We start from the raw sequence: 19,067 nt of genomic DNA, 5'->3' as shown, positions 1-19,067 counted from the left end.
GTCGGGCACCTCTTCCTCCCTCCCTCTCAGCAGGCCGCAGCCCGCGAGGCCGAGGATACCCCCGGCAAGCCCCAGGGATGCGGCCAGCAGGCTTCTCCTCGTTACCATAAGCGGCCTCACCTCGACCAGGTGACGGTGAGCCCGTCGCCATCTTCCTCAACGCTAATGCCGTCCCCCGCGAGGGCGTTTCTTGCTGCCTCTTGCAGACCCTTGTCCTCGAAGTCTAGGGTCGCAGTAACGGACAGTTCTTCCCTCGTGTAGCCACTCTGCTTGCTACCATCAGGGTTCCTTGGAACAATTTTGGAATCGAAGGTCCAGTTACCCTTGCCCGCATCACGATCGATAGAATAGCGGCCACCAGTGTTCACCGTGATATGGATGTTCGGCACATCGCTCCCCTCCGCCGACTCATACGTCGTGAAGATGCTCTTGGTCTGCCGTGCGCTGAGCACGTCAAGGTTATCCCTGATGTCTTGTGGTGTCATGACCAGGTACTCGTCACTGGGGGACGTCGGGGCATCACGTGTATAGACGGCGACCTCCCCGCCATAGGCAATGCCCGCGCCATATGTGCCATCCCAGGTCTGGATGCGATACTCCTTGCCGTCGTAGATGAATGTCGTGATGTCGGTGTCGAGGTCCATTCCCAGAAACGGCCCAAAGAACTCGATCCAGTCCCCGTAGCCACTCTTGTGCTGGATGCTCGTCCGCATGTCCTTGCCGTAGAAGATGCCGTCATCAGTCGTGAACGCAAGGTATTGGGTCAGCGGGTTCTCGTCGTTGCCATCAACCATATTTGAGAAGTCCTCGACGCGCGAGATGATGTCCTGCACGCTAAACTGTCCAGCCAAAGCACCTATTGCGCTCTGCATGGCAGAGTTCTCCATCGACAGCATCTGCGGACCATCCTTTATGGCCAGGTAGAGCAGGGCATAGCGCTCGTCAGCGGTGAGACGCCCAATCTCCGTGGGTGCACCATCCCCAAAAAGACTCTGCCTGACGATGTCCAGAAGTTCGCCGAGGCGTGCCTCCATGCCAGGGCGCACGCCCGTGATGTTTCCGTCATCGTCTAGCGTGAAGTAGCGCTCGAGTACCGCACGGTTGTGGCGGCGTTGCCACTCCTCATCAAGCTGAGGCACCCACGACAAGTCAAGCCCCGATATGTCAAACGCACCCGTCACAGGGTCGCGGCTCACAGAAGCCAAGGCGTCCTGCTGGCGCTGGAGGGAGCCTGTGTATGCAGAGCTCGCGGCATAGATGCTGCCGTCACCCAGGTACTCCAGCGCAAGGTCGAGACGTCTCTGCAGCTCGTCGGCCTGGCCCATGACCATGTTCGCAAACCCCCTGAGACCGTCGGCAAGGAGCGGGACAGCACCCGACAGGTCATCTGCCTGCCCGTACAAAGTGTTTGCCCAGGACCTTCGCTGGGCCACAGAGTCCGCAAGCGCATCGGTGTCGACCACAGGACCAAGCGGCAGGAGCTTCTCGCTCACCTGTCCCATGTCAGTATATATGTCCTGCACGAAGGCAAGCAGGAAGTCGCTCTGCAAAGCCATGGCGGGCATCCTCACCTGGCTCAGGTAGTCGCGCATGCTCTGGTAAGCGGCAGAATCGCCCGCAGAGGTGTCGTCTATGACCTCCTGTAGGGCCGACATCTGAAGGCTCGCCTCGTCACAGGCACCGTTTGCCGCCAGTGAGTTGCTTCTCAGGTCAACCATGAGAGTGCCCACGTTTGACCTCATTGCCAGTCACCTCTTCCCTCGTCCGTCTCGCGCACGGCGCGCATGTAGGCCTCCTCCTCCGCATCCATATGGCTTCTGACTGTGCGCAGCTCATGCTCCAAGCTCTCCTGCGTCTCTTCCTCCGCGTGGCCAAGACGCTGGACTCCCCGCAAAATCTCATCGGACATCTGGAAAACCAGCGCGTTGCCCTCCGGAAATGCGGCAGCGTCTGCCGCCTCTATCGCACCCGCAGTCATGCGCAAGGCACCCATGGCATCTTGCACGTCTCGCTCGCTCTGGCCAAGCGAGCTCTCACGCTCCTCCAGCCTGAGCATGGTTCGCTCGTGTCTCCGACGAAGCTCGTCAAGCCTGTCATCGGATACGCTCATGACGAGACTCCCGAGATGCCGCTCTCGAGCATTCTCGCGATATCCGCATCTGCCTCTTGGAAGGAGAGCCCCATCTGGCCGATGGCCTGCGCGTCTGCCTTGACGGCCGCCACGTACGCGGCGGCCGCCGAGGCGTAGCCTTGCCATGCGTTGTCGCATTGCGCCGGCGGCGTGCCGTCGGAGTCCTCCGCGCAACTCGAGAACTTGGCATCACCGTACGAGCCAACGCTGGTTTCCAGGCCCGTTGCGTCGGCAAGGGTCTGTGCAACATTCGAGACTATCGAACCCACGTCTGCCATGGTCTCTCCCCCGGTATCGGGTGTACGCGACGCACATCGCTCGGTCAAGCTCTGTGGCAGTTTCCTTATGACAGCATTCTTTTCACATGTCGACTGGCTTGTCAAGCAGCAAGACTGGATGGCGAGTACGTACAGGGCATAGGCTGGCCAGACCGACGTCGGAGAGGGGCCGCGGGGTGCTCAAGATCCATCTGATGCCTCTTCTGGGCACCCGATTCGCATCTAGCATGTGCCTGCACGGCATTGAGTAGCCTACAATGGAGCGCACAGCATGCTGGAGATAATGCCATACCTACAGAAGAGGTGCATGACGGCATGAGCCATGGCAAGGAGTCCGTAATGACATGGGACCGTCTTCTCTCTGAGGACGGACGTGACGTTCGTCCCAAGGGCGCAGAGGGAAAGTGGCGCGAGATGATCAAGCTGTCACAGCCAGAGAATGACTACCAGCATGTTGTCACCTCGTCCATCGTGCGAGCCCTCCAGGACAAGACCCAGATGTTCTCCATGGACAACTCGGCGCAGGTGCGCACGAGGCTGACGCACTCCATCGAGGTTGACGCCATCGCACGGAGGCTCATCCCAGCGGTCTTGAACATTCTCAAGGACTATCAGGACACGGGCAAGTATAAGAAAGGCCATTTTCTCAAGCAATACTTCATCGACGATGGTGACAACGACGGCTACAAGAGAATCGATGCCATGCAGCGAACGCTTGAGACCGCAGGCCTCCTGCATGACCTGGGCAATCCGCCCTTTGGCCATGAAGGCGAAAGGTGCCTCTCGGAACGAATCAGGAAATGGTGCAGCGATCACGCAGGGCTGCTCACCCCTGATGAGATCAAGGACCTGGGCAACGTCGAGGGCAATTCGCAGGCGCTCCGCTTTCTCATACATCCCAACCCGGCAATGGACATCGCACTCGCAAACCCGACCTATGCGCTGTTGGCAACGATGACCAAATACACGGTGAGTAGCAAGGACTGGACTGAGGAATACAAAGGCAGCGAGGTGGTCTGGAGACACAAGCCGGGGCATTACCTCAGCGAGCACGAGGCGTGCGAGGACATGGGCACGAAGCTTGGCCTCATCCGGAGCGTGGATGGACCGCACGAGTATTGCCGCCATCCCCTGGCCTACCTCCTAGAGGCTTCCGATGACATCGCCTACCTCACGGCCGACCTCGAAGACGCGTATGCGATGGGGCTCGTCAAAGACGAGCACATAGCCGACATGTGGCAGCAGCTCAAACCAGACTACGAGCGTAACAAAGCCGAGGGGAAGCCTCGACTGAATGGGTGCATGGAAAACGTGAAAGAGTTGACTGACAAGCTGGGCACGTATGGTGATGATGACTTTGACGGGAAGCTCCTCTATATTCACCAGTGGATCTTCCAGATGAGAGACTCGCTGGTCTATAGTGCCGCCCAGGCGTTCAGCTACCATCTCGACGAGATCATAGGGGGCAGCTATCGCAGCGAGCTTCTGGAGACCTCAGAGCTATCCAGGCACGTGGTAGAGGTCCTGCACGACGTCATGGAAAGAAACGTCTATAAGAACACCGAAATCGTCAGGCAGCGTGAGAGGGGGACACATGCCCTGGGGCTCATATTTGAGCGGTTTACCAGCTGCGTTGACGATAGCACGGGTGAGGCCAGGCTGACCGAGGGCACGCACATTCCGCGTACGCTCAAATCCTATCTCGATAACACCAGGAAGGGCGCAGACCTTGACGATGGCCTTTCACCTGCCTACCATACCCTACGCACGGTGCTCGACTACCTCTGCTCGCTGACAGACAGGCGGGTACTCGAGCTGTACGATGCCTACCAGGCCTACGACAAGGTGGAGGCCTTGTAGCGACAGGTTGCAGTTGTCTTATAGAACAGACCGTCACGAAGCGTCTTGACCCGAAGTTTATTCCCACTCGATAGTCACTACTTGGGGACACCGGCTAAAGTGCGCGTTTTTCGTCGTCTCGCGCGACGTTTGCCCAGTTGGCAATCTCCCGAAGTGCGTTAAACGCGCACTTTAGCCGGTGTCCCCAAGTCACGGCTGCCCTCGCCGCGCGTGAACGCCACCCCCTCACACACCGCGCGCTCTATGCCTCAATCAGGTATTTCAAAAGTGCACTCCCCGTGTGCCCGACACCCGTCATACCCATCTCCGCATCATCCCTCGCCTAGAAATTGCATTGCTGTCTTGCAGAATCCTTCGGGGTGAACTACCACCAGCTGCGCGTGCGCGTACCCCTTCAGCTCCCGGAAGCGTGTCTGCGAAAACGTCTTCCTCACGCAATCGATATCGGCCCTTCTCGCCTTTGTTTCGCTGGTTCCATACCAGTACTCAGTACTCGATTTCCGTATCCAGGCGCGAAATCGGATTCGGCATCTCGTAGTTGTTTGCAGACCAGAAGACGTTGTAATTCGTTCTCGCGGAAAAGTGATGCTTCTCAAAGTCGTAGACCCATCTGTAGAAGTCCTCCTGCTCCCAGCCATCCTGTGTCCACTGGCTTGGTAGGCTCACCTTTCTCATCATGCCCATGTTCGTGGTGCCGAAGAGGACCAGACAGAAGATACATGGCCGTAGCACCACCCATGGATACCCCATAGAGGGCGTCGAGGCGACGGACGCCATGCGTCCTCAGGTAAGCAACTGCCTTCTTTGCATAGTCCTCCACACTGATGAAGGTCATGTCCCCAGAAGGGTCATGCCCGTCCGCTGCGGCAAGGCAGATATTAGTGTCCGGCCAAGGCCCTTGCCGGCGCTTTGAACACCCAAGCCGGTTCGGCCGCACACTGGAACATCGACAGGGTCTTTGCATGCTCTTGTCCAAACTCGCAAACCCTCATCTTGGCTTCATCATGAATCATATTTGATACGACTAACTTTAGGCGTCACGGCGCTGCCGTGCTGCCTCACCACCACCCCCAAGCGTCAAATGTCCTCGCGATGCGGCAGGGGAAACGTCAAAGCACCTGTGCCAAGAAGCCCAAGAGTAGGCATACCGGCAGCTCCTCACTGTCGTAGAGCCCCGCGCCCCACCTCCACATGGCCAGAATCGTCGACGCAAGCCTCTCGCCTCGTACGGGTGAGAGAGTACTTCACCTTGGGCGGTACCTGGGGATACATCTCGAGGTGCATGATGCCGTCAGCCTCCAGCTCCTTGAGCTGCTGCGAGAGCATTTTTGGGCTTGCCCTTGGCACACGACACGCTAGCTCCGAGTAGCGCAGCATCCTTCCCACCAGCCTAAAGCAGATGAGCACCTTATACTTTCCGCCCAAAACCGTCATGACCGCCCCCACGGGGCACTCAAGCGAGGCGAGCTAGTCTCCGTTCACATCAGGCGCATGGCATGCGGACGGAAGCGAGAGAATGAGTGGGATCTAGGACGACCAGGGTTTCGCGCGGGACGTCGATGACGCCCCTGACCCTCTTGCTGCGTGAGGCCTTCTTGACTTTCTCGCAACGTGAGGCCCCATGATGTCTGCGGAGGTGCGAGATGGACGAGACGAGACCGACGAGAAAGCGCTACAGCGTGGGGCAATTGGCCCAGATGGCAAGCGTGAGTGCACGCACGCTTCGCCATTACGAGGACATGGGGCTCCTCGAGCCCGCCCGGGCGGAGAACGGGCACCCGCAGGTACGGACCTGGCGACGCGAGGCTCCTGTCGCAGACGCTCGCAATGTGCACCTGCAACCCGCCCCCATATCTGTAGCGCTCAGAAATTAGGTTGGCGTACCGGACGACCCGTCGAGCAGAGAGTCCACCGGGTCAAAGCCCAGCTTTCTGCAAAGGACCGTAGCCCCCTTCTGGGTCGGCACAATTCGCCAATTCCCGTCAGACGTCCTGCAGGCCTCGACCCTCCCAACGCCTCGAGGGGCGCGCCGTCCTCGAGATGGGTGGCGCCCTCCCTCGGGGTGATCGCGTGCGTCCGTCGCGGGCCAGTGCGCCGTCACTGCGGGATCAGCCGGCTCCCTCCTGTGAGCCAGGCTGACCATCGAGGAGCTCGGGCTGTACCCCCGCGAGGAAAGCCAAACCACGGAACGGAGCCCGAAACAGGACGCAGGCCCTAGGGTTGCACGGCAAGGGGCTTCGTCCACTCGAGGGAGTAGCGCCAGTAAAGACGCCTCCTGACAAGTGCGCCGGGGAGTCGCTCGCCCGCAACGGCGCGAATCTCGTCCAGGGACTCACAGGGCCGGGCAACCCTCATCCCCCGGTAGGTACCCTCGCGGTGGAGCCATCCGGACACCCTCGCGGGGACGACCATGAGAGCGGAGAGCAGCCAGTCTGCAATGGTCTTGTTCGCTGACAGTCCGACGACGAGCAGCCTGCCGCCGGGCCGCAGCAGCTCCGCCATCCGAACGAGCGCCGTCTCGAGCGGCATGTGGTGCAGGCACGCGACGCAGGTTATGGTATCGAATTCCTCCGGGGCAAGATCCTGGGCAGCCATGAAGTCGCCGCAGATGACGGTGCCGCTGCCTGCGACCCTGCCGGCGGCCGTCCGCGCGGTGGCGGGGTCCGCCTCCACCCCCACGATGTGCCTGCAGACTCCGGCCAGAAGCTCCAGGAGCGCCCCATCCCCGCAACCCACGTCGAGGGCAACTCCGCCCCTCAGTGCGGCGTCCGAAACCAGCTCGGGGTAGTACGCGGAGTTGTGATTCCAGCAGCAGCCGGCACTCGCCGTCCGCCTCGATGATATGTGCGCTCGCCCGCCCATGCCTCCTCGATCCCGCCGGGCCATGACTGCCACGAGACAGATATGTAGATAGTTGATGTTTACCATCACGCTGCTCTGCCTAATACTATCTCGTTCGTCTCGTACCGTACCGTAAGAATCATTTCCGGATCAGGGGGGCTGAGCAATCTATGGACGAAATGGGGACGTGGAACTCTCCCCTGAAACGCCCCTAGCGCTCCGGCAGGTACCTCTCAACCTCATCGGGAGTCAACCTCCGCACCTGCGTGCCCGCATACTCCCTGTACTCGTCGACGATGAAGGCGGGAGACAGGGACGCGCGCGCCTTGCCCCTGTTCCTCCTCAGGTAGAGCCGCAGGTCCTCGGCATCGGCGAAGATCTTGTATGAGAGCCTGCCGCTCTCGCTTCTCATCTCGTAGATACCGCATGGCCTCTTCATGCTGTAGTCGGCGGTGCGCAGGTACAGCTTCGCAATCTCCAACGATTTGAAGGGAAAGTTCCATCGCTGCAGCCCGCGCTTAGGGTCGTGCTCGATGCAGATGCATCTGCCGCAGGTGCCGCAGATGTACTGCGTGTGGTTCTCCAAGCAGTCCTGCGGGTTCAGCAGCGGGGTCGCCCTGCTTTCGTCCGCATAGCACTCCACGCACATCTGGGTGGCCTCCCCTCGGCTCCTCCCCATGCACCGCCCATCGCATCTCCATCAGCTTGCGTGAATAAACTGTCCCCGTCAACAGCCGCCATAGGGTTGGAGCACAGCGTTCGTCAGATAGGCCTGGCAATTTCGCAAAGGCCGTCAACAGCGCCTGCCTACGGCCGGGAGGCGTCCCACTCGTTCCACGTGATGCAGGTGAGGTGCTCGGTCCTGAGGAGACCCTCAATCTGGCAGGGGGCGTTCTCCGCCGTGTGGTGGTAGCGGAAGCCGCACTTCTCCTGCACGCGTCTCGACTTATCGTTGCCGTCGAAGTATCCGCACCACATCCTCTCGAGCCCAAGATCCTCGAAGCCGTGGCGCATGATCTCGCGCGTGGCCTCAGGGATGAGCCCCTGCCCCCAGTACGGGACGCCGATCCAGTAGCCAATCTCTCCTTCGGTATCCGGGATGTCGATGTTGCTCGCCCCGCCGACCATGAGCCCGATGCTGCCGACCGGGCGTCCCGCCTCCTTGAGGACCACGGCGTAGCTCTCCGGCACGGAGAGCACGCTCCGTATGACCTCCCGGCTGTCCTCCACGCTCGTGTGGACGGGCCAGCCTGCGATGGGGCCCACGTCGGGATGGCTCGCGTACTGGTACAGGTCCTCCGCGTCCCTCTCGTCCCATGGCCTGAGGAGGAGCCTCTCGGTCTCGAACGTCATATCGGCCTTCCGCCGGATCGTCTGCTCGGGCGATTGTAGCACGCGGAGTGGGGAGCGGATTCTTGACCACTCTCCTATGCGAGCAGCACCAGCTCATTGCACGAGAAACCTGAACGCCAGCTTGTGGACCTGCCTTGCCTCCCTCGAGGCCAGGTCCCATGTGGCAAGCTCCGCACCGACTAGGTCGGGATATTTCTTGCTGATGTCCCTCAAGGCGTTGCCAACGGACCTCCTGACGTAGTCGCTCGCATCCTCCCTGAGCGCGGAGAGCCTGCGCACGGTCTCCTCGGGGCGGTCTTTGAAGTAGTCCCTTCCCGTCCAGACTCTCAGGCCCTCCGTCACTGCGCGTCTCACGTTGGGTTCGTCCGATGACAGCCACTCGTCGATCACGGGTAGGGCGCGCTCGTAGCCCACGTCGTGGCAGTATCGGTCAAAGGACTTGGCCAATATCTCCTGAACCCTCCAGTCCCCATCGCGGGAGGCCACGCCTCTGAGGGCATGCAGGGCTTGCCCGTCTCCTGCCGCAAGGTAGCCGAGCAGGAACACCCCGTACATCCTCACCTGCACGGTCTTCGACCCACCTGCCTCGGCGGCCAGCTCGGCGACGGTCCGGGCATCGTGGGACGCGAAGTCATCGAGGGCGCACCTCTCGATCTCCTTGAAACCATGCTCAACCTTTGCGAGCCCGACTGCGAGCTCTTCGATCCTGGGGTTCATTCTGATTCCCTCCCCCTGCAGCGTCAGCAAAGGCCGTGCTCGGCGGCGAAGCCCTCGATTGCCCGCACGAACGCGCGCGGCCTGAACGCGTGGATGACGCGTTTGGCGGGCATCCTCACGTAGCCCGCATGCGGCACGAGCTCCGCGATGCGCCGCGCATCGTCGTCGTCCATGGCTCCCACCAGGCCGTACCTCTCGTAGCGGCGCCAGTCCGCGTGCATCACCGGCAGGGGGACGCCCACCTGCCGCAGGGCGGCCTCGTGGCCGAAGCCCTCGCAGGCGCGCCCGTCGACGAACGCCCGCGCGAAGTCGGGGCCGAAGGTCTTGAGCGACTGGAACTGCCGCTTCAGGACCTCCGGGAGGTGCCGCTGGCCGAGCGCCACGGGGCTGCGGGGGCGGCGCCGCCCGGTCTACCCGGGCTCCCTGGAGACGAACGCCGCGAACCGGTCCGGCACCCCCTTGGCGCGCGCGTCGGACACCGGCATGACCTGCCCCCCGAGGTAGTCGGCCAGGCCGCGGCCGCCGACGTCGCCGATGGCCCCCACGAGGCGTTCGAGGCCCTCGCAGGTGAACCTGCCGCGCCCCTCGAAGCGGGGCATCTCGACGCAGAAGGCCGGGGCGTCCCCCAGCACCAGCGCCCTTGCCCGGCGCGCGGCGCGGCTGGCGCACCACAGGCCCATGATGCCGCCCGACGAGTTGCCGGAGGCGATCGCCGGCCCGCGCACGACGCCCTCGACGAGCTCCGCAGCGTCACCGCCCACCGAGTTCCAGGCGCAGCCCCCCGGCGCCCAGCTGCTCCGCCCGTGGCCGCGGACCTCGACCGCGAGCACGCGGAACGACCGGGACGGCGGGGCGAGCGCCTTCTCGTAGGCCTGCCATATGCCCACCTGGGCGGGGACGGGCACGAGCGGCGCGCCGTTGTCGGGCCCCTCCACGTGGTCCATGCCCATGTGGGACAGGGGGGGCGCTCGCCTGCCCGAAGCCCGCGCGCCTGAGCGCCCCGCCGACGTCGGGGGGGCTTCCACCCTCGTGGGGGTTGCGGTGTGCGGCAGTCGCCTCCATAGGGGGATGGCAGCAAGGGAGCCGCACCGCGTCATCCCTCCGGGGCGCTCGGCCTCGCTGCCTTGCCTCGTTACTCGAGCAGATGCTTGCGTATCTGCTTAAGGAAGTTCTTCTTGAACGACGTGCTGCCGCCGAAGAAGGTCTCGTCGGTGGACGTCACCTCTTTGTGCCCACTTGGTCGTGCTCGCCGCAGAGTTCCTCGATTCCATGTTCGTCACATGTCCAAGCTGTTCGGGTCAAGGAGGAAGTCGAAGAGCCCCATGGTCAGCACGCCGGCATTGTCCATATAGGGCCTCACGACATCCTTCACGACGACGATCTTCTTGAAGCTGTCGTCAATCAGGCGCAGGGATCGCTTCTCCTGCTCCCGCTTCTCGTCGGTGTCCATGTTGAAGGCGGACTGGATGTAATAGCGCCGAAAGCCCCTGTTCGCTACGAAGTCAACCTCGTAGCGGGTCCGCTCGTCTTTCCCGTTGATCCTTCGGCGGCGCTCTACGACGCCGACGTCGACGCCGTACCCCCGCATACGGAGCTCGTTGAAGATGACGTTCTCCATGAGGTGGCTCTCCTCGACCTGCCTGAAGCCCAAGCGCGCGTTGCGCAACCCGACATCCTCGTAGTAGTACTTCTTGGGCGTCCCGATGTACCTGCGCCCCTTAATGTCATACCGCACGGCCTCGGTCACGAGGAACGCATCCTCGAGATAGCCCACGAAGCGCTTCACCGTGGCCTCGTCGATGCTCGATTGCAGCACCGATCCGAAAGTGGCGGCAATCTTGTGGGGATTCGTAAGCAAGCCCACGGACGAGGCCAGGATATCGACGACGTCCTCGAGCTCCTGGGTCTTGGAAACATGATTGCGCGCAATCACGTCGTTGAGGTACACCTCGTCGAACAGCCGGGAGAGGTAGGAGGCCTTCTGCTCGTCGGTGGGCATCGACGCCAAAAGCGGCATGCCCCCGTATAGCATGTACTCGGCCCAAGCTTGGTAGCGGTCGCCATCGTAGTTCTGCATGAACTCGGAGAATGATAGCGGCATCACGTGAATCTCGTCCCCGCGGCCGCGAAACTCTGTCATGACGTCTTTGGAGAGGAAGCGCGAGTTGCTGCCGGTGACGTACACGTCAACGTTGCGGCGATGTAGGAGGCCGTTCAAGACATCGTAGATGCCGAGCGGGGCCTTGCTCTTGCCGCGCAGCTCTTCCTCGCTTATCGTATACTGCACTTCGTCCAAGAGGACGTAGTAGGGTCCTTCGTCATCACCGATGCGATTGGCAAGGTATCTGTCGAGCTCGTCGGGATCGCGGTAGCGGGCATTCTCCCGCACGTCGAGAGCGAGCTCGATGATATGGGCGTCGTCAATCCCCGATTCCTTCAAGAATCTCCTGAATAGCGTGAACAGCAGGTATGTCTTGCCGCACCTTCGAACACCGGTGATGACCTTCACCATCCCGTTGCCCATCCGCAGCTTCAGGTTGTCGATGTATGTATCGCGCGAAGCCTCCATGCGCCCTCCTAACGACGGACTGATTATTCCATAAATATGTCGTAAGCGTCAATAATCTGGAATACATCAATGCCCAGATGTAGAGATGGACGCAACCAAAGCTAACGGAAATTACCGATATCCGCCAAGACATGCTTAAAGACAACCTGCTCATGCTGAGGGACATCCACGGCTTCTCGCAGGAAGAGATCGCGGGCAAGATAGGCATCTCCCGCCAGGCGTACGCCAAGTGGGAGAGCGGCGCCACCATCCCCGACGTCGAGAAGTGCGCGCGGCTTGCGCACGTGTACGGCACCACGGTGGACGCCCTGCTGAGGGCCGAGGAGATGGACGACGGCCGCATGCTGCTCCCCGCGCCGAGGGGCAAGAACATATGGGGCACCGTACGCGTGAACGAGCACGGTCAGATCGTCATCCCGAAGGAGGAGGCACGCGAACACTTCGCCTTCGCGCGGGCCAGAGGCTCGTCCTGCTGAGCGAGGAGGACGAGGGGTTCGCCCTGGTCCCTGTCGAAATCTTCGAGCGGAAGATCGAACTCGTGAATCAGGCTTTGTCCCCTGTCGGCGAGTGACGTACGGCGAGGGCCGCCGGGCGGAGGGTTCCCGCTACTTGCCCCTGTGCTTCCGCTTGCGCTTCTCCCGTCTCCGCTCGAAGCGCTCCAGCCTCTCCTGCTCGCGTTGCTCGCGGGCACCGGCCTTGCGCTGCTGGGCCTGTGCCTCGCGTTCCTCCGACAGCGCCTGCTGGGCCTTCGTGGACGGGCCTCTCTGCTTGAGTGCCTGCGAGACCTCGCGCTGACGGCGTTTGGGGTTCGACGAGGCTTTCGGCGCGCATTCGTGCGCAATCGGCTCAGTGAAGCGAAGATCGTTCCACCCCTCGCACACGAGCTGCTGAATCTCTTCTGCAGAGGGTTCGGCGCCGAACACGACGCGACATGCGCTGAGCCGTCCGCCCTCGACGCGCTCGAACATCCCCACCCAGAACCGGCCGTCGTGATAGACGGTCAGGGTGGAGGATACCCTAACTTCCCGCATGGCGATTTCCTCCTTTATGTAGATGCCACGCGGAGAAGGGACAACCAAGGAGGCAGGTTACTGGCGCCCGGGCGGGTGCACCCCGACTACCCGACGGGGTCGTGTTTTCATCTCCGACTTCCAAACGTTACCACTGACGGCTCGTTTTCGAAAGCAGGGCAGTACACCGAGCGCAACTCCACAGCAAAGGAAGGCCGGCCGTCTTCCGGAAGAGGGGCAGACTCGCATACGATATGGTAGACGATTGCAAGCAGTGCTGCATGAGCCGTCCGTGCAGAGCATCTCTGCAGATACAGCGGCAACAGGGCCTGATCGTTGGAATGATAGGCATATGCCCAACGCGAGCGTCGCGTACGCGCATATATTTTGCCTTTGGGCTGGCATTGGCAGCGCTCAGCACCGCAGCGGACATGTACCTTCTAGTAAGCTTTTTGTCGGTAGTCCAGTCGTGACGCGACATGCCGTTTCGACGCAAACCGGCTCGCAAAAACCATTGTGATACACTTTTAGCCATGGAACGCACAAGAGCCATCCATATCAGCCTGCACGTTGCCGCCTGCACCCTTGTCGCGCTCCTGCTCTGCACCTGCCTTGCGGGATGCGAGAGCACGGGTATGGGCGAGTTTGGCTCCTCAAGCGACACGTCGGCCCTCTGGAACCGACAGGCCCCAGAAGGGGGCGGCGCCATCCGCGTTACTGGCGACAGCTCCTCTTGGTTCTGGAAAACCTACCAGTTCGATGCCGACGGCAGGCTCGTCGCGAAAGAGAGCTTCAGCCCTGAGGGAGGCACGTGGTCGATTGCGAACTACCACTACGACAGCCAGGGAAGGCTCTCTTCGGTTACCGGCTCATGCGAGGGAGGCGGACCGAACACGACAAGGTTGTTCGAGACCACTTACAGCTATCGCGATGACGGCAGCTTCGACGTTTTCCGTCGCGATGGCGGCGCGCTGTCCATGACGAAGAGCTACGACGCCTCCGGGAGGATCGTCGAATCGCGTTCCTTCTTCTCCTCCAGCGACCGCGAGGACCGCCAGACCTTCGAGTACGACGACCAGGGCCGCCAGACGGCGCACTGGTACTTCAATAACGACGAGGTCAACTGGAACAGCTCCCAAACGTACGAGTACGGTACCGACGACCAGGGCGACTTCAAGCGTATCTACTATTACGACGCGGACACGCAGCAACCGTACCTCTGCTTCACGGAATGGCTCGACTCCGAGGGGCGCCCGGTCAAGTCGGCAGATTCGACGTTGCAAGACGACGGGACTTGGGCCCTCGACGGCTCGTCCATCGAGACCAGCACATACAGCGAGACGACCGAGTACTACCCCGGCACGGCCACCATGTCCTCGAAGACGAAGGTGCGCGACTCGAGCGACCCGTCGAACTCGTCCGTGTACACGACCGCCTACGACGAGCGGGGGTTCCCCGTCTCGCACACGCAGACGGCCTACGGCGAGACCCACGTCACATCGGCCGAGTACAAGGGCAACGTGCCCGCAGGGTTCTTGGACGATGACTTGGACGCCTCCGAGACTCCCTGGTCCTAGGTCGCCGGCGGGCTTCCCCTAATCGCGCCGCGCCTCCGCGTATTACTTGACTACGCCGACGAAGAAGCGGTCGCCCTCGGCTATAGCGGTTACCGTTCGATCGGACTCGACGACCCCGCCCAAGCTGACGAGCTTGAAATTCAGGTAATCGTCGGGGTCCCAGCGGTACACGCCCGCCGGGGAATCGTCTACCTTCATCGCGCATGTGATGCCCTGCACCCAATCGGAAACATGCGCGATGTAGAGCGCTCCCGACACGGACACGCTGGGCGGTCGGTCCATGCCGATGGCACGCCCCTTTTCGTCGTTCGCCTCGGGCAGATTATCCGCGTTCTCCTGAAGCTCGTTTTTCAGTTGCTCCGCGGTTACGGGCGATTCCTCGAGCGTCACGTCCCCGTCCTGCAGGTCGATTGAATCGGTGTTCGAGCACGCCATAACGTAGATGCCCGGTGCGGCCTCGATGAAATGCTGGACGACCCAGGTACGCTCCCCTTCCGTATCGTCCATCGTGGCGATTGCGCTGTCGTCCTCCGGGTTGCCGCTATAGCCGTTCGCAGGCATGGCGCCATCGGGGAGCGCGGCGGCATCGCGCACCATCACATGCACGTCGCATTCCCCAAAGCTCGCCTCTAGACTGTCGGCAAGGTTTTCGGCGCGAGCGCGAGCTCGCCTGCCACCGAGCCGGCAAGGATCCATATGCCGCCTGAGATAAAGAGGACGGACAGGGTGTAAACCATACAGCACCAGAGTCCCCACACAAGGCGACCTGAGGTATCCCGCGCCCATGCGTCCGGCGAGGCGCAGCATCGATAGGAACGCGTGCGGCGTGCGGCGTTCACGCGTTCTGCCAAAAAGCGCGAAAGCTGCGTGCGGCCCTCTTCGTCCAGCTCTGACGCGTCAGCGCAGACGTCGGAGAGATGGGGCAGACCTACGACCGTCGAGCTTCCTGAGGCGTACTTGTCAGCCGACAAGCAGGAGAACCCTCCGTTGGATGCTCGGTCCGTGCTCAGGCGAAGAGAGCTCACAATGCCGTTCTATAGGGTCGTATCGGTGGCCGCCTCAGGCTCCTTTTCCTGCGCAGCCAGCCATTCCGAGGACTGTCGGGCCATATAGCAGTCCCCGCCGTTCTCGGCAACGAACGTGTAGCCCTCGCGCGCGGCCGCGATATCGCCGCGAGCCTCAGCGAGCTGGGCGCGGCAGTGCTCCATGCTCACCTTCTGCTGCTGGGTGAGGCTGAGGGCGCTCATCGCCCCCAGAAGCTCGTTGCAGCGCTGCCATTCCCCGTCCCCCAAAGCAATGTCGAAGTCGATCCACGCGACGATCAGGTCGGCGGTCCTGCGCGCTGGAGCCGAGACGCGTCCGCCCGAGCAAAGGGCGACAACCCGCCCGCGAACATTTGCCTGCTCGTCTCGGTCGTGGCGATGCCTGGCTACAACTGCGCGCACGTTGCATGCCGAAAGCCTGTTGGACATGCTCAATTTTGGGGTGGATTCCACCTTGTCCACCCATTGCAAGGCGATGTCGTCGTAGCCGAGCTGCGCCGAGCACATGGCGTAGAGCACCTCGTAAATCGGCGCCTCGCGCCGCCCTTTGCGCTTCTCCATCAAAAGCGACGCTACCTCGAGCATCTTTTGGGCGTTGCAGTCCGTGGACAGGATGTCCAAAAGCCCACGGAAGTTGCGCGTGTTGAGAATGAGAGAGGCAAACGACACGATCGCGCACAGCACCAGGTACGAGACAATAGCCTCGATGCTCGGCTCCTGCTGGATGATGGAGGCCGCACAGACAATCAAAACGAAGAAGATGACGAACCCAATGCGACGGTGCCTAGCGAGAAACTTTCGCACGGCTTCCTGCGCACTCATGTCCGCATAATGTGATTTGACATGAAGCGTTTCAGGTCGTTTCGACATAGCATTCCTTCCAAATCGGTAGAGGGAATCTCGTCTGCGTATGTCGCAGACGCTCTTAACCGTCCGTGCCGACGTGGTATACGAGTACGATTCTTGGCCTAGCAACCAACGAGGTTATCGTACCACCCCTCCATTTGCGTCCTGCGTTACGCGAAGGCGTGATGGATTGACGCATACCTTGCCCGACTGCACATGCGCGAGATAAAGGGTCGTCTGGGGGTACGGCAGCGAAAGCGTGCGGGCGCTTAGACGCTTAAGCATTTCGGCAGGTCAAGGGCGTGCAAAAGACTTTCTGCACGCGTGGGGGTGCTCGATACGGAGCGTTCCAAAGACATTTGATGGTAGCATTGCCCCAACGGACGCATCCTTTGATTGTCGAAAGGGGGAGCATGGAGCTCGCATCGCAGATACGCCGGCTCAGGAACGAGAGGAACCTGTCCCAGGACGACTTGGCGCAGGTGACATACGTCTCGCGCCAGACGGTCTCGAACTGGGAGAGGGACCGGACCTACCCGGACGTGCACAGCCCGCTCCTGCTCTCCGAACTCTTCGACACGACCGTTGACGAACTGATCAAGGGAGACGTCACGAGGATGGAAGAGCTGCTGGAAAGCAAGGAGCCCTACAAGCGTATGACCAGGTTGGTGACGGGCGGCACCGCCTTCCTTTTGGGAGGGGTCGCCCTGTTGGCCCTGGGGCTGTACCGATTCGGCTGGGGGACGGTCCCCTCCTACATCATCTTCGCCCTCATGGGCGGCATGGGCCTCGCCCTTGCGCGCCAGGTCGATCTCATGAAGAGAAGGTACGACCTGGCCGCGTATCGGGAGATCGTCGCCTTCTCCAAGGGCGAGCCGATCGATCGCGACGAGCCCGAGGAGGGCTTCGCGCGCGTGCACCCTTTTGCCATGAGGGCTTTCTATGCGGTGGCCTCTGCGGCCGTCGGGCTCGTCGTGGCGCTCCTGCCCATCCTGATCTTGCGGTGAGCACGGCGGTCGCATGCGGACCATATGCGCCTCGGCCGCTGGGGGGGAGGGACGCCGGGGCTTGGCGCGCAGGCCGCGCTCCCGTGCCGCCGCCCGCGTCCGGGCGGGGCGGGGAGGGGATCGCGATTGCCGGGCAGGGGCCCCGAGTCGGGTAGGACGGGCTCCTAAGGCAAGGGGCCCAGGCATGGGTCCGCCGTTCGGGCGGCGCCATGCGCGCGGAGGGGCATGGCCGACTCAGAGAGGGCGAGTGACATCACACCCGAGGAGTATGCCGAGTGGGGGGCCGGATTCGGCACGTGGGCGGCTGGTCGAATGCCTCCGAACCCCCACGACCGGGAGAAGAACGCAGATGGACTCGAGTTCGCGCGCTGGAGGACGCCATGGACTACCGGGAGATAAACGCAGAAGCGATAGACAAGTGGGTCGAAGGCGGCTGGGAATGGGGACGTCCGATACCGCACGAGGAATTTGAGCGAGCGAAGGCGGGCGACTGGGATGTCGTGCTCACCCCGACCAAGCCGGTCCCGCACGAATGGCTCGGAAACCTGGACGGCAAGGAGGTCCTGGGGCTCGCCAGCGGCGGGGGCCAGCAGATGCCGATCCTCGCGGCGCTCGGCGCGCGGTGCACCGTCCTGGACTACTCGGAGAGACAGCTTGAGAGCGAAGAGCTGGTCGCACGGAGGGAAGGGTACGACATCCGCGTGGTCCGAGCTGATATGGCGCTGCGACTCCCCTTCGAGGACGGGAGCTTCGACGTCGTCTTCCATCCGGTCTCCAACTGCTATGTCGAGGACGTCGGGCCCATCTGGAGGGAGTGCCACCGCGTGCTGAGGAAGGGCGGCGTCCTTCTCGCGGGCGTAGACCACTATGTCAACTACATCGTGGACCAGGACGAGGAGAGGGTCGTCAACCGCCTCCCGTTCAACCCGTTGAAGGATGAGGAGCAAATGAGACGGGCGGAGCGCGAGGGCGGCCCCGTGAGGTTCTCCCATTCGCTCGAGGAGCAGATCGGCGGGCTGCTGGAGGCGGGCTTCACGCTGACGGACCTCTACGAGGACACCAACAAGACGGGACGCCTCCATGAGCTGAACATACCGACGTACATCGCGACGAGATCCGTGAAGGGCTGATTCGGCGAGGGGACGGGGCATCGCCTCGGAGGGTCCGCCGGGCGGAAGGGCGAATCCGACCCCCATGCAAGCCACTTCCAGGATAGTTGCGGATCAGGAATGCGGCATCCGGGACGCGTTTCCCCTGCCGAGATATCCCTTTGAGCCCGGTCCGCCGAGAATTTACTCCTCCAGCTTCACCTGGGGTTTCGTGTTTTCCGCTTTCGAGAAAGACCGTTGATTCGGGACTGATTCGAACCACCCGAGAGTCGGCCGTTTCTGCGCCGGGAATCGTTGCGGGCGGCTTCGCGGAATGGCATGACGCGCCACTGCGCGCACCGTGCCCCAGCCGTCGCCAGCGGTTGTCGCCCGGGAGAGCAGACCCGAATCAATCAGCCTCCCGGCCGATTGCGCGGTTGCCGAGCTCCACCGCTGTATCGACGACTTCGTAGAAGGAGATTCCCGCAGCGTAGGGTGCCGACCTGACATACGACTCCCAGACCGAAGCCATCTGCTCTGAGCCGCGGACGGATTCGAGCACGCTCCGGTATTCCGGCACAGCGGCGCTCGACCCTCGCTTCACGGCCATGGCCTTCAGCGCGCCTCCGACCTCGTCGTAGTCTATGTCATCGCCGTGCGACCTCATGAGCGCGTAGATGTCGTAGAAGTCCCTAGGGAAACGCTGGACAAATGGGAATTGCCCCTTTTCGTGGCAGAGGCGGCTCC

22 protein-coding genes are annotated in these 19,067 nt (G+C 62.0%); 6 read left to right on the top strand and 16 right to left on the bottom strand.

All coding sequences use genetic code 11. The features are described 5' to 3' along the window. Window positions 1-116: 116 nt before the first annotated feature. Genes ACO59D_RS11195 through ACO59D_RS11185 form a run of 3 tightly spaced genes read right to left on the bottom strand, consistent with a single transcriptional unit; the run spans window position 117 to window position 2,409 of the window. Window positions 117-1,742, bottom strand: coding sequence for a DUF4474 domain-containing protein (locus ACO59D_RS11195; RefSeq protein WP_485127054.1), 1,626 nt, complete (start codon window positions 1,740-1,742; stop codon window positions 117-119). Beyond that, window positions 1,739-2,110: a hypothetical protein gene (locus tag ACO59D_RS11190; protein WP_485127053.1), complete on the bottom strand. Its 372-nt coding sequence runs from the start codon at window positions 2,108-2,110 to the stop codon at window positions 1,739-1,741. Before ACO59D_RS11190 ends, ACO59D_RS11195 begins: the two co-directional genes overlap by 4 nt. Beyond that, window positions 2,107-2,409: a TIGR04197 family type VII secretion effector gene (locus tag ACO59D_RS11185; RefSeq protein ID WP_485127052.1), complete on the bottom strand. Its 303-nt coding sequence runs from the start codon at window positions 2,407-2,409 to the stop codon at window positions 2,107-2,109. The genes ACO59D_RS11190 and ACO59D_RS11185 overlap by 4 nt, the downstream gene beginning before the upstream one ends. 339 nt (window positions 2,410-2,748) lie before the next feature. On the opposite strand from ACO59D_RS11185, the gene dgt reads away from it, so the two are divergent. Beyond that, window positions 2,749-4,269, top strand: a complete 1,521-nt coding sequence (dgt, locus tag ACO59D_RS11180; RefSeq protein ID WP_485127051.1) for a dGTP triphosphohydrolase — start codon at window positions 2,749-2,751, stop codon at window positions 4,267-4,269. A 486-nt stretch (window positions 4,270-4,755) separates the two neighbouring features. Here the strand turns inward: dgt and ACO59D_RS11175 are convergent, their stop codons facing one another. After that, a complete protein-coding gene (locus ACO59D_RS11175) occupies window positions 4,756-5,046 on the bottom strand; it encodes a hypothetical protein (RefSeq protein WP_485127050.1) in 291 nt (96 codons plus the stop codon). A gap of 381 nt (window positions 5,047-5,427) precedes the next feature. Beyond that, the gene (locus ACO59D_RS11170) at window positions 5,428-5,703 is read right to left on the bottom strand and encodes a winged helix-turn-helix transcriptional regulator (RefSeq protein ID WP_485127049.1); all 276 of its coding nucleotides are present in this window, start codon (window positions 5,701-5,703) and stop codon (window positions 5,428-5,430) included. 209 nt (window positions 5,704-5,912) lie between these two features. On the opposite strand from ACO59D_RS11170, the gene ACO59D_RS11165 reads away from it, so the two are divergent. Then, a complete protein-coding gene (locus ACO59D_RS11165) occupies window positions 5,913-6,143 on the top strand; it encodes a MerR family DNA-binding transcriptional regulator (RefSeq protein WP_485127048.1) in 231 nt (76 codons plus the stop codon). Window positions 6,144-6,483: 340 nt separating this feature from the next. On the opposite strand, the gene ACO59D_RS11160 is transcribed toward ACO59D_RS11165, so the two are convergent. From ACO59D_RS11160 to ACO59D_RS11130, 7 genes are all read right to left on the bottom strand, one after another. Next, window positions 6,484-7,131: a class I SAM-dependent methyltransferase gene (locus tag ACO59D_RS11160; protein ID WP_485127047.1), complete on the bottom strand. Its 648-nt coding sequence runs from the start codon at window positions 7,129-7,131 to the stop codon at window positions 6,484-6,486. Window positions 7,132-7,321: 190 nt separating this feature from the next. Further along, on the bottom strand, window positions 7,322-7,789 hold the full coding sequence (locus tag ACO59D_RS11155; protein WP_485127046.1) for a hypothetical protein: 468 nt from the start codon (window positions 7,787-7,789) through the stop codon (window positions 7,322-7,324). A gap of 128 nt (window positions 7,790-7,917) precedes the next feature. Then, the gene (locus ACO59D_RS11150) at window positions 7,918-8,463 is read right to left on the bottom strand and encodes a GNAT family N-acetyltransferase (protein ID WP_485127045.1); all 546 of its coding nucleotides are present in this window, start codon (window positions 8,461-8,463) and stop codon (window positions 7,918-7,920) included. Window positions 8,464-8,556: 93 nt separating this feature from the next. Continuing rightward, window positions 8,557-9,180, bottom strand: coding sequence for a DNA alkylation repair protein (locus ACO59D_RS11145; RefSeq protein WP_485127044.1), 624 nt, complete (start codon window positions 9,178-9,180; stop codon window positions 8,557-8,559). A 23-nt stretch (window positions 9,181-9,203) separates the two neighbouring features. Beyond that, window positions 9,204-9,563: a hypothetical protein gene (locus ACO59D_RS11140; RefSeq protein ID WP_485127043.1), complete on the bottom strand. Its 360-nt coding sequence runs from the start codon at window positions 9,561-9,563 to the stop codon at window positions 9,204-9,206. A gap of 27 nt (window positions 9,564-9,590) precedes the next feature. Continuing rightward, window positions 9,591-10,124 (bottom strand): alpha/beta fold hydrolase, encoded by a 534-nt coding sequence (locus tag ACO59D_RS11135; protein WP_485127042.1) that lies wholly within the window; start codon window positions 10,122-10,124, stop codon window positions 9,591-9,593. Window positions 10,125-10,456: 332 nt separating this feature from the next. Beyond that, window positions 10,457-11,749, bottom strand: coding sequence for an ATP-binding protein (locus tag ACO59D_RS11130; protein WP_485127041.1), 1,293 nt, complete (start codon window positions 11,747-11,749; stop codon window positions 10,457-10,459). Between the two features lie 131 nt (window positions 11,750-11,880). Here ACO59D_RS11130 and ACO59D_RS11125 point away from each other — a divergent pair, with 131 nt between their 5' ends. Next, a complete protein-coding gene (locus tag ACO59D_RS11125) occupies window positions 11,881-12,225 on the top strand; it encodes a helix-turn-helix transcriptional regulator (protein WP_485127040.1) in 345 nt (114 codons plus the stop codon). Between the two features lie 129 nt (window positions 12,226-12,354). Here the strand turns inward: ACO59D_RS11125 and ACO59D_RS11120 are convergent, their stop codons facing one another. After that, on the bottom strand, window positions 12,355-12,780 hold the full coding sequence (locus tag ACO59D_RS11120; RefSeq protein WP_485127039.1) for a YjdF family protein: 426 nt from the start codon (window positions 12,778-12,780) through the stop codon (window positions 12,355-12,357). 512 nt (window positions 12,781-13,292) lie between these two features. Here ACO59D_RS11120 and ACO59D_RS11115 point away from each other — a divergent pair. Then, the gene (locus ACO59D_RS11115; protein ID WP_485127038.1) at window positions 13,293-14,336 is read left to right on the top strand and encodes a hypothetical protein; all 1,044 of its coding nucleotides are present in this window, start codon (window positions 13,293-13,295) and stop codon (window positions 14,334-14,336) included. 42 nt (window positions 14,337-14,378) lie between these two features. Here the strand turns inward: ACO59D_RS11115 and ACO59D_RS11110 are convergent, their stop codons facing one another. Both ACO59D_RS11110 and ACO59D_RS11105 read right to left on the bottom strand, forming a co-directional pair. Then, window positions 14,379-14,933 (bottom strand): hypothetical protein, encoded by a 555-nt coding sequence (locus ACO59D_RS11110; RefSeq protein WP_485127037.1) that lies wholly within the window; start codon window positions 14,931-14,933, stop codon window positions 14,379-14,381. 437 nt (window positions 14,934-15,370) lie between these two features. Further along, on the bottom strand, window positions 15,371-16,201 hold the full coding sequence (locus ACO59D_RS11105) for a hypothetical protein (protein WP_485127036.1): 831 nt from the start codon (window positions 16,199-16,201) through the stop codon (window positions 15,371-15,373). A gap of 437 nt (window positions 16,202-16,638) precedes the next feature. On the opposite strand from ACO59D_RS11105, the gene ACO59D_RS11100 reads away from it, so the two are divergent. Together ACO59D_RS11100 and ACO59D_RS11095 are read left to right on the top strand one after the other, a co-directional pair. Beyond that, complete coding sequence (locus ACO59D_RS11100) at window positions 16,639-17,232, top strand: helix-turn-helix transcriptional regulator (protein WP_485127035.1); 594 nt, start codon at window positions 16,639-16,641, stop codon at window positions 17,230-17,232. Between the two features lie 380 nt (window positions 17,233-17,612). Further along, window positions 17,613-18,362, top strand: coding sequence for a class I SAM-dependent methyltransferase (locus ACO59D_RS11095; RefSeq protein ID WP_485127034.1), 750 nt, complete (start codon window positions 17,613-17,615; stop codon window positions 18,360-18,362). Between the two features lie 367 nt (window positions 18,363-18,729). Here ACO59D_RS11095 and ACO59D_RS11090 read toward each other — a convergent pair. After that, window positions 18,730-19,067 (bottom strand): hypothetical protein (locus ACO59D_RS11090; RefSeq protein ID WP_485127033.1); only part of this gene is annotated, 338 nt, incomplete at its 5' end.

This window comes from Tractidigestivibacter sp. (assembly GCF_057241865.1).
This window is presented reverse-complemented; position numbering and strand designations above follow the sequence as displayed.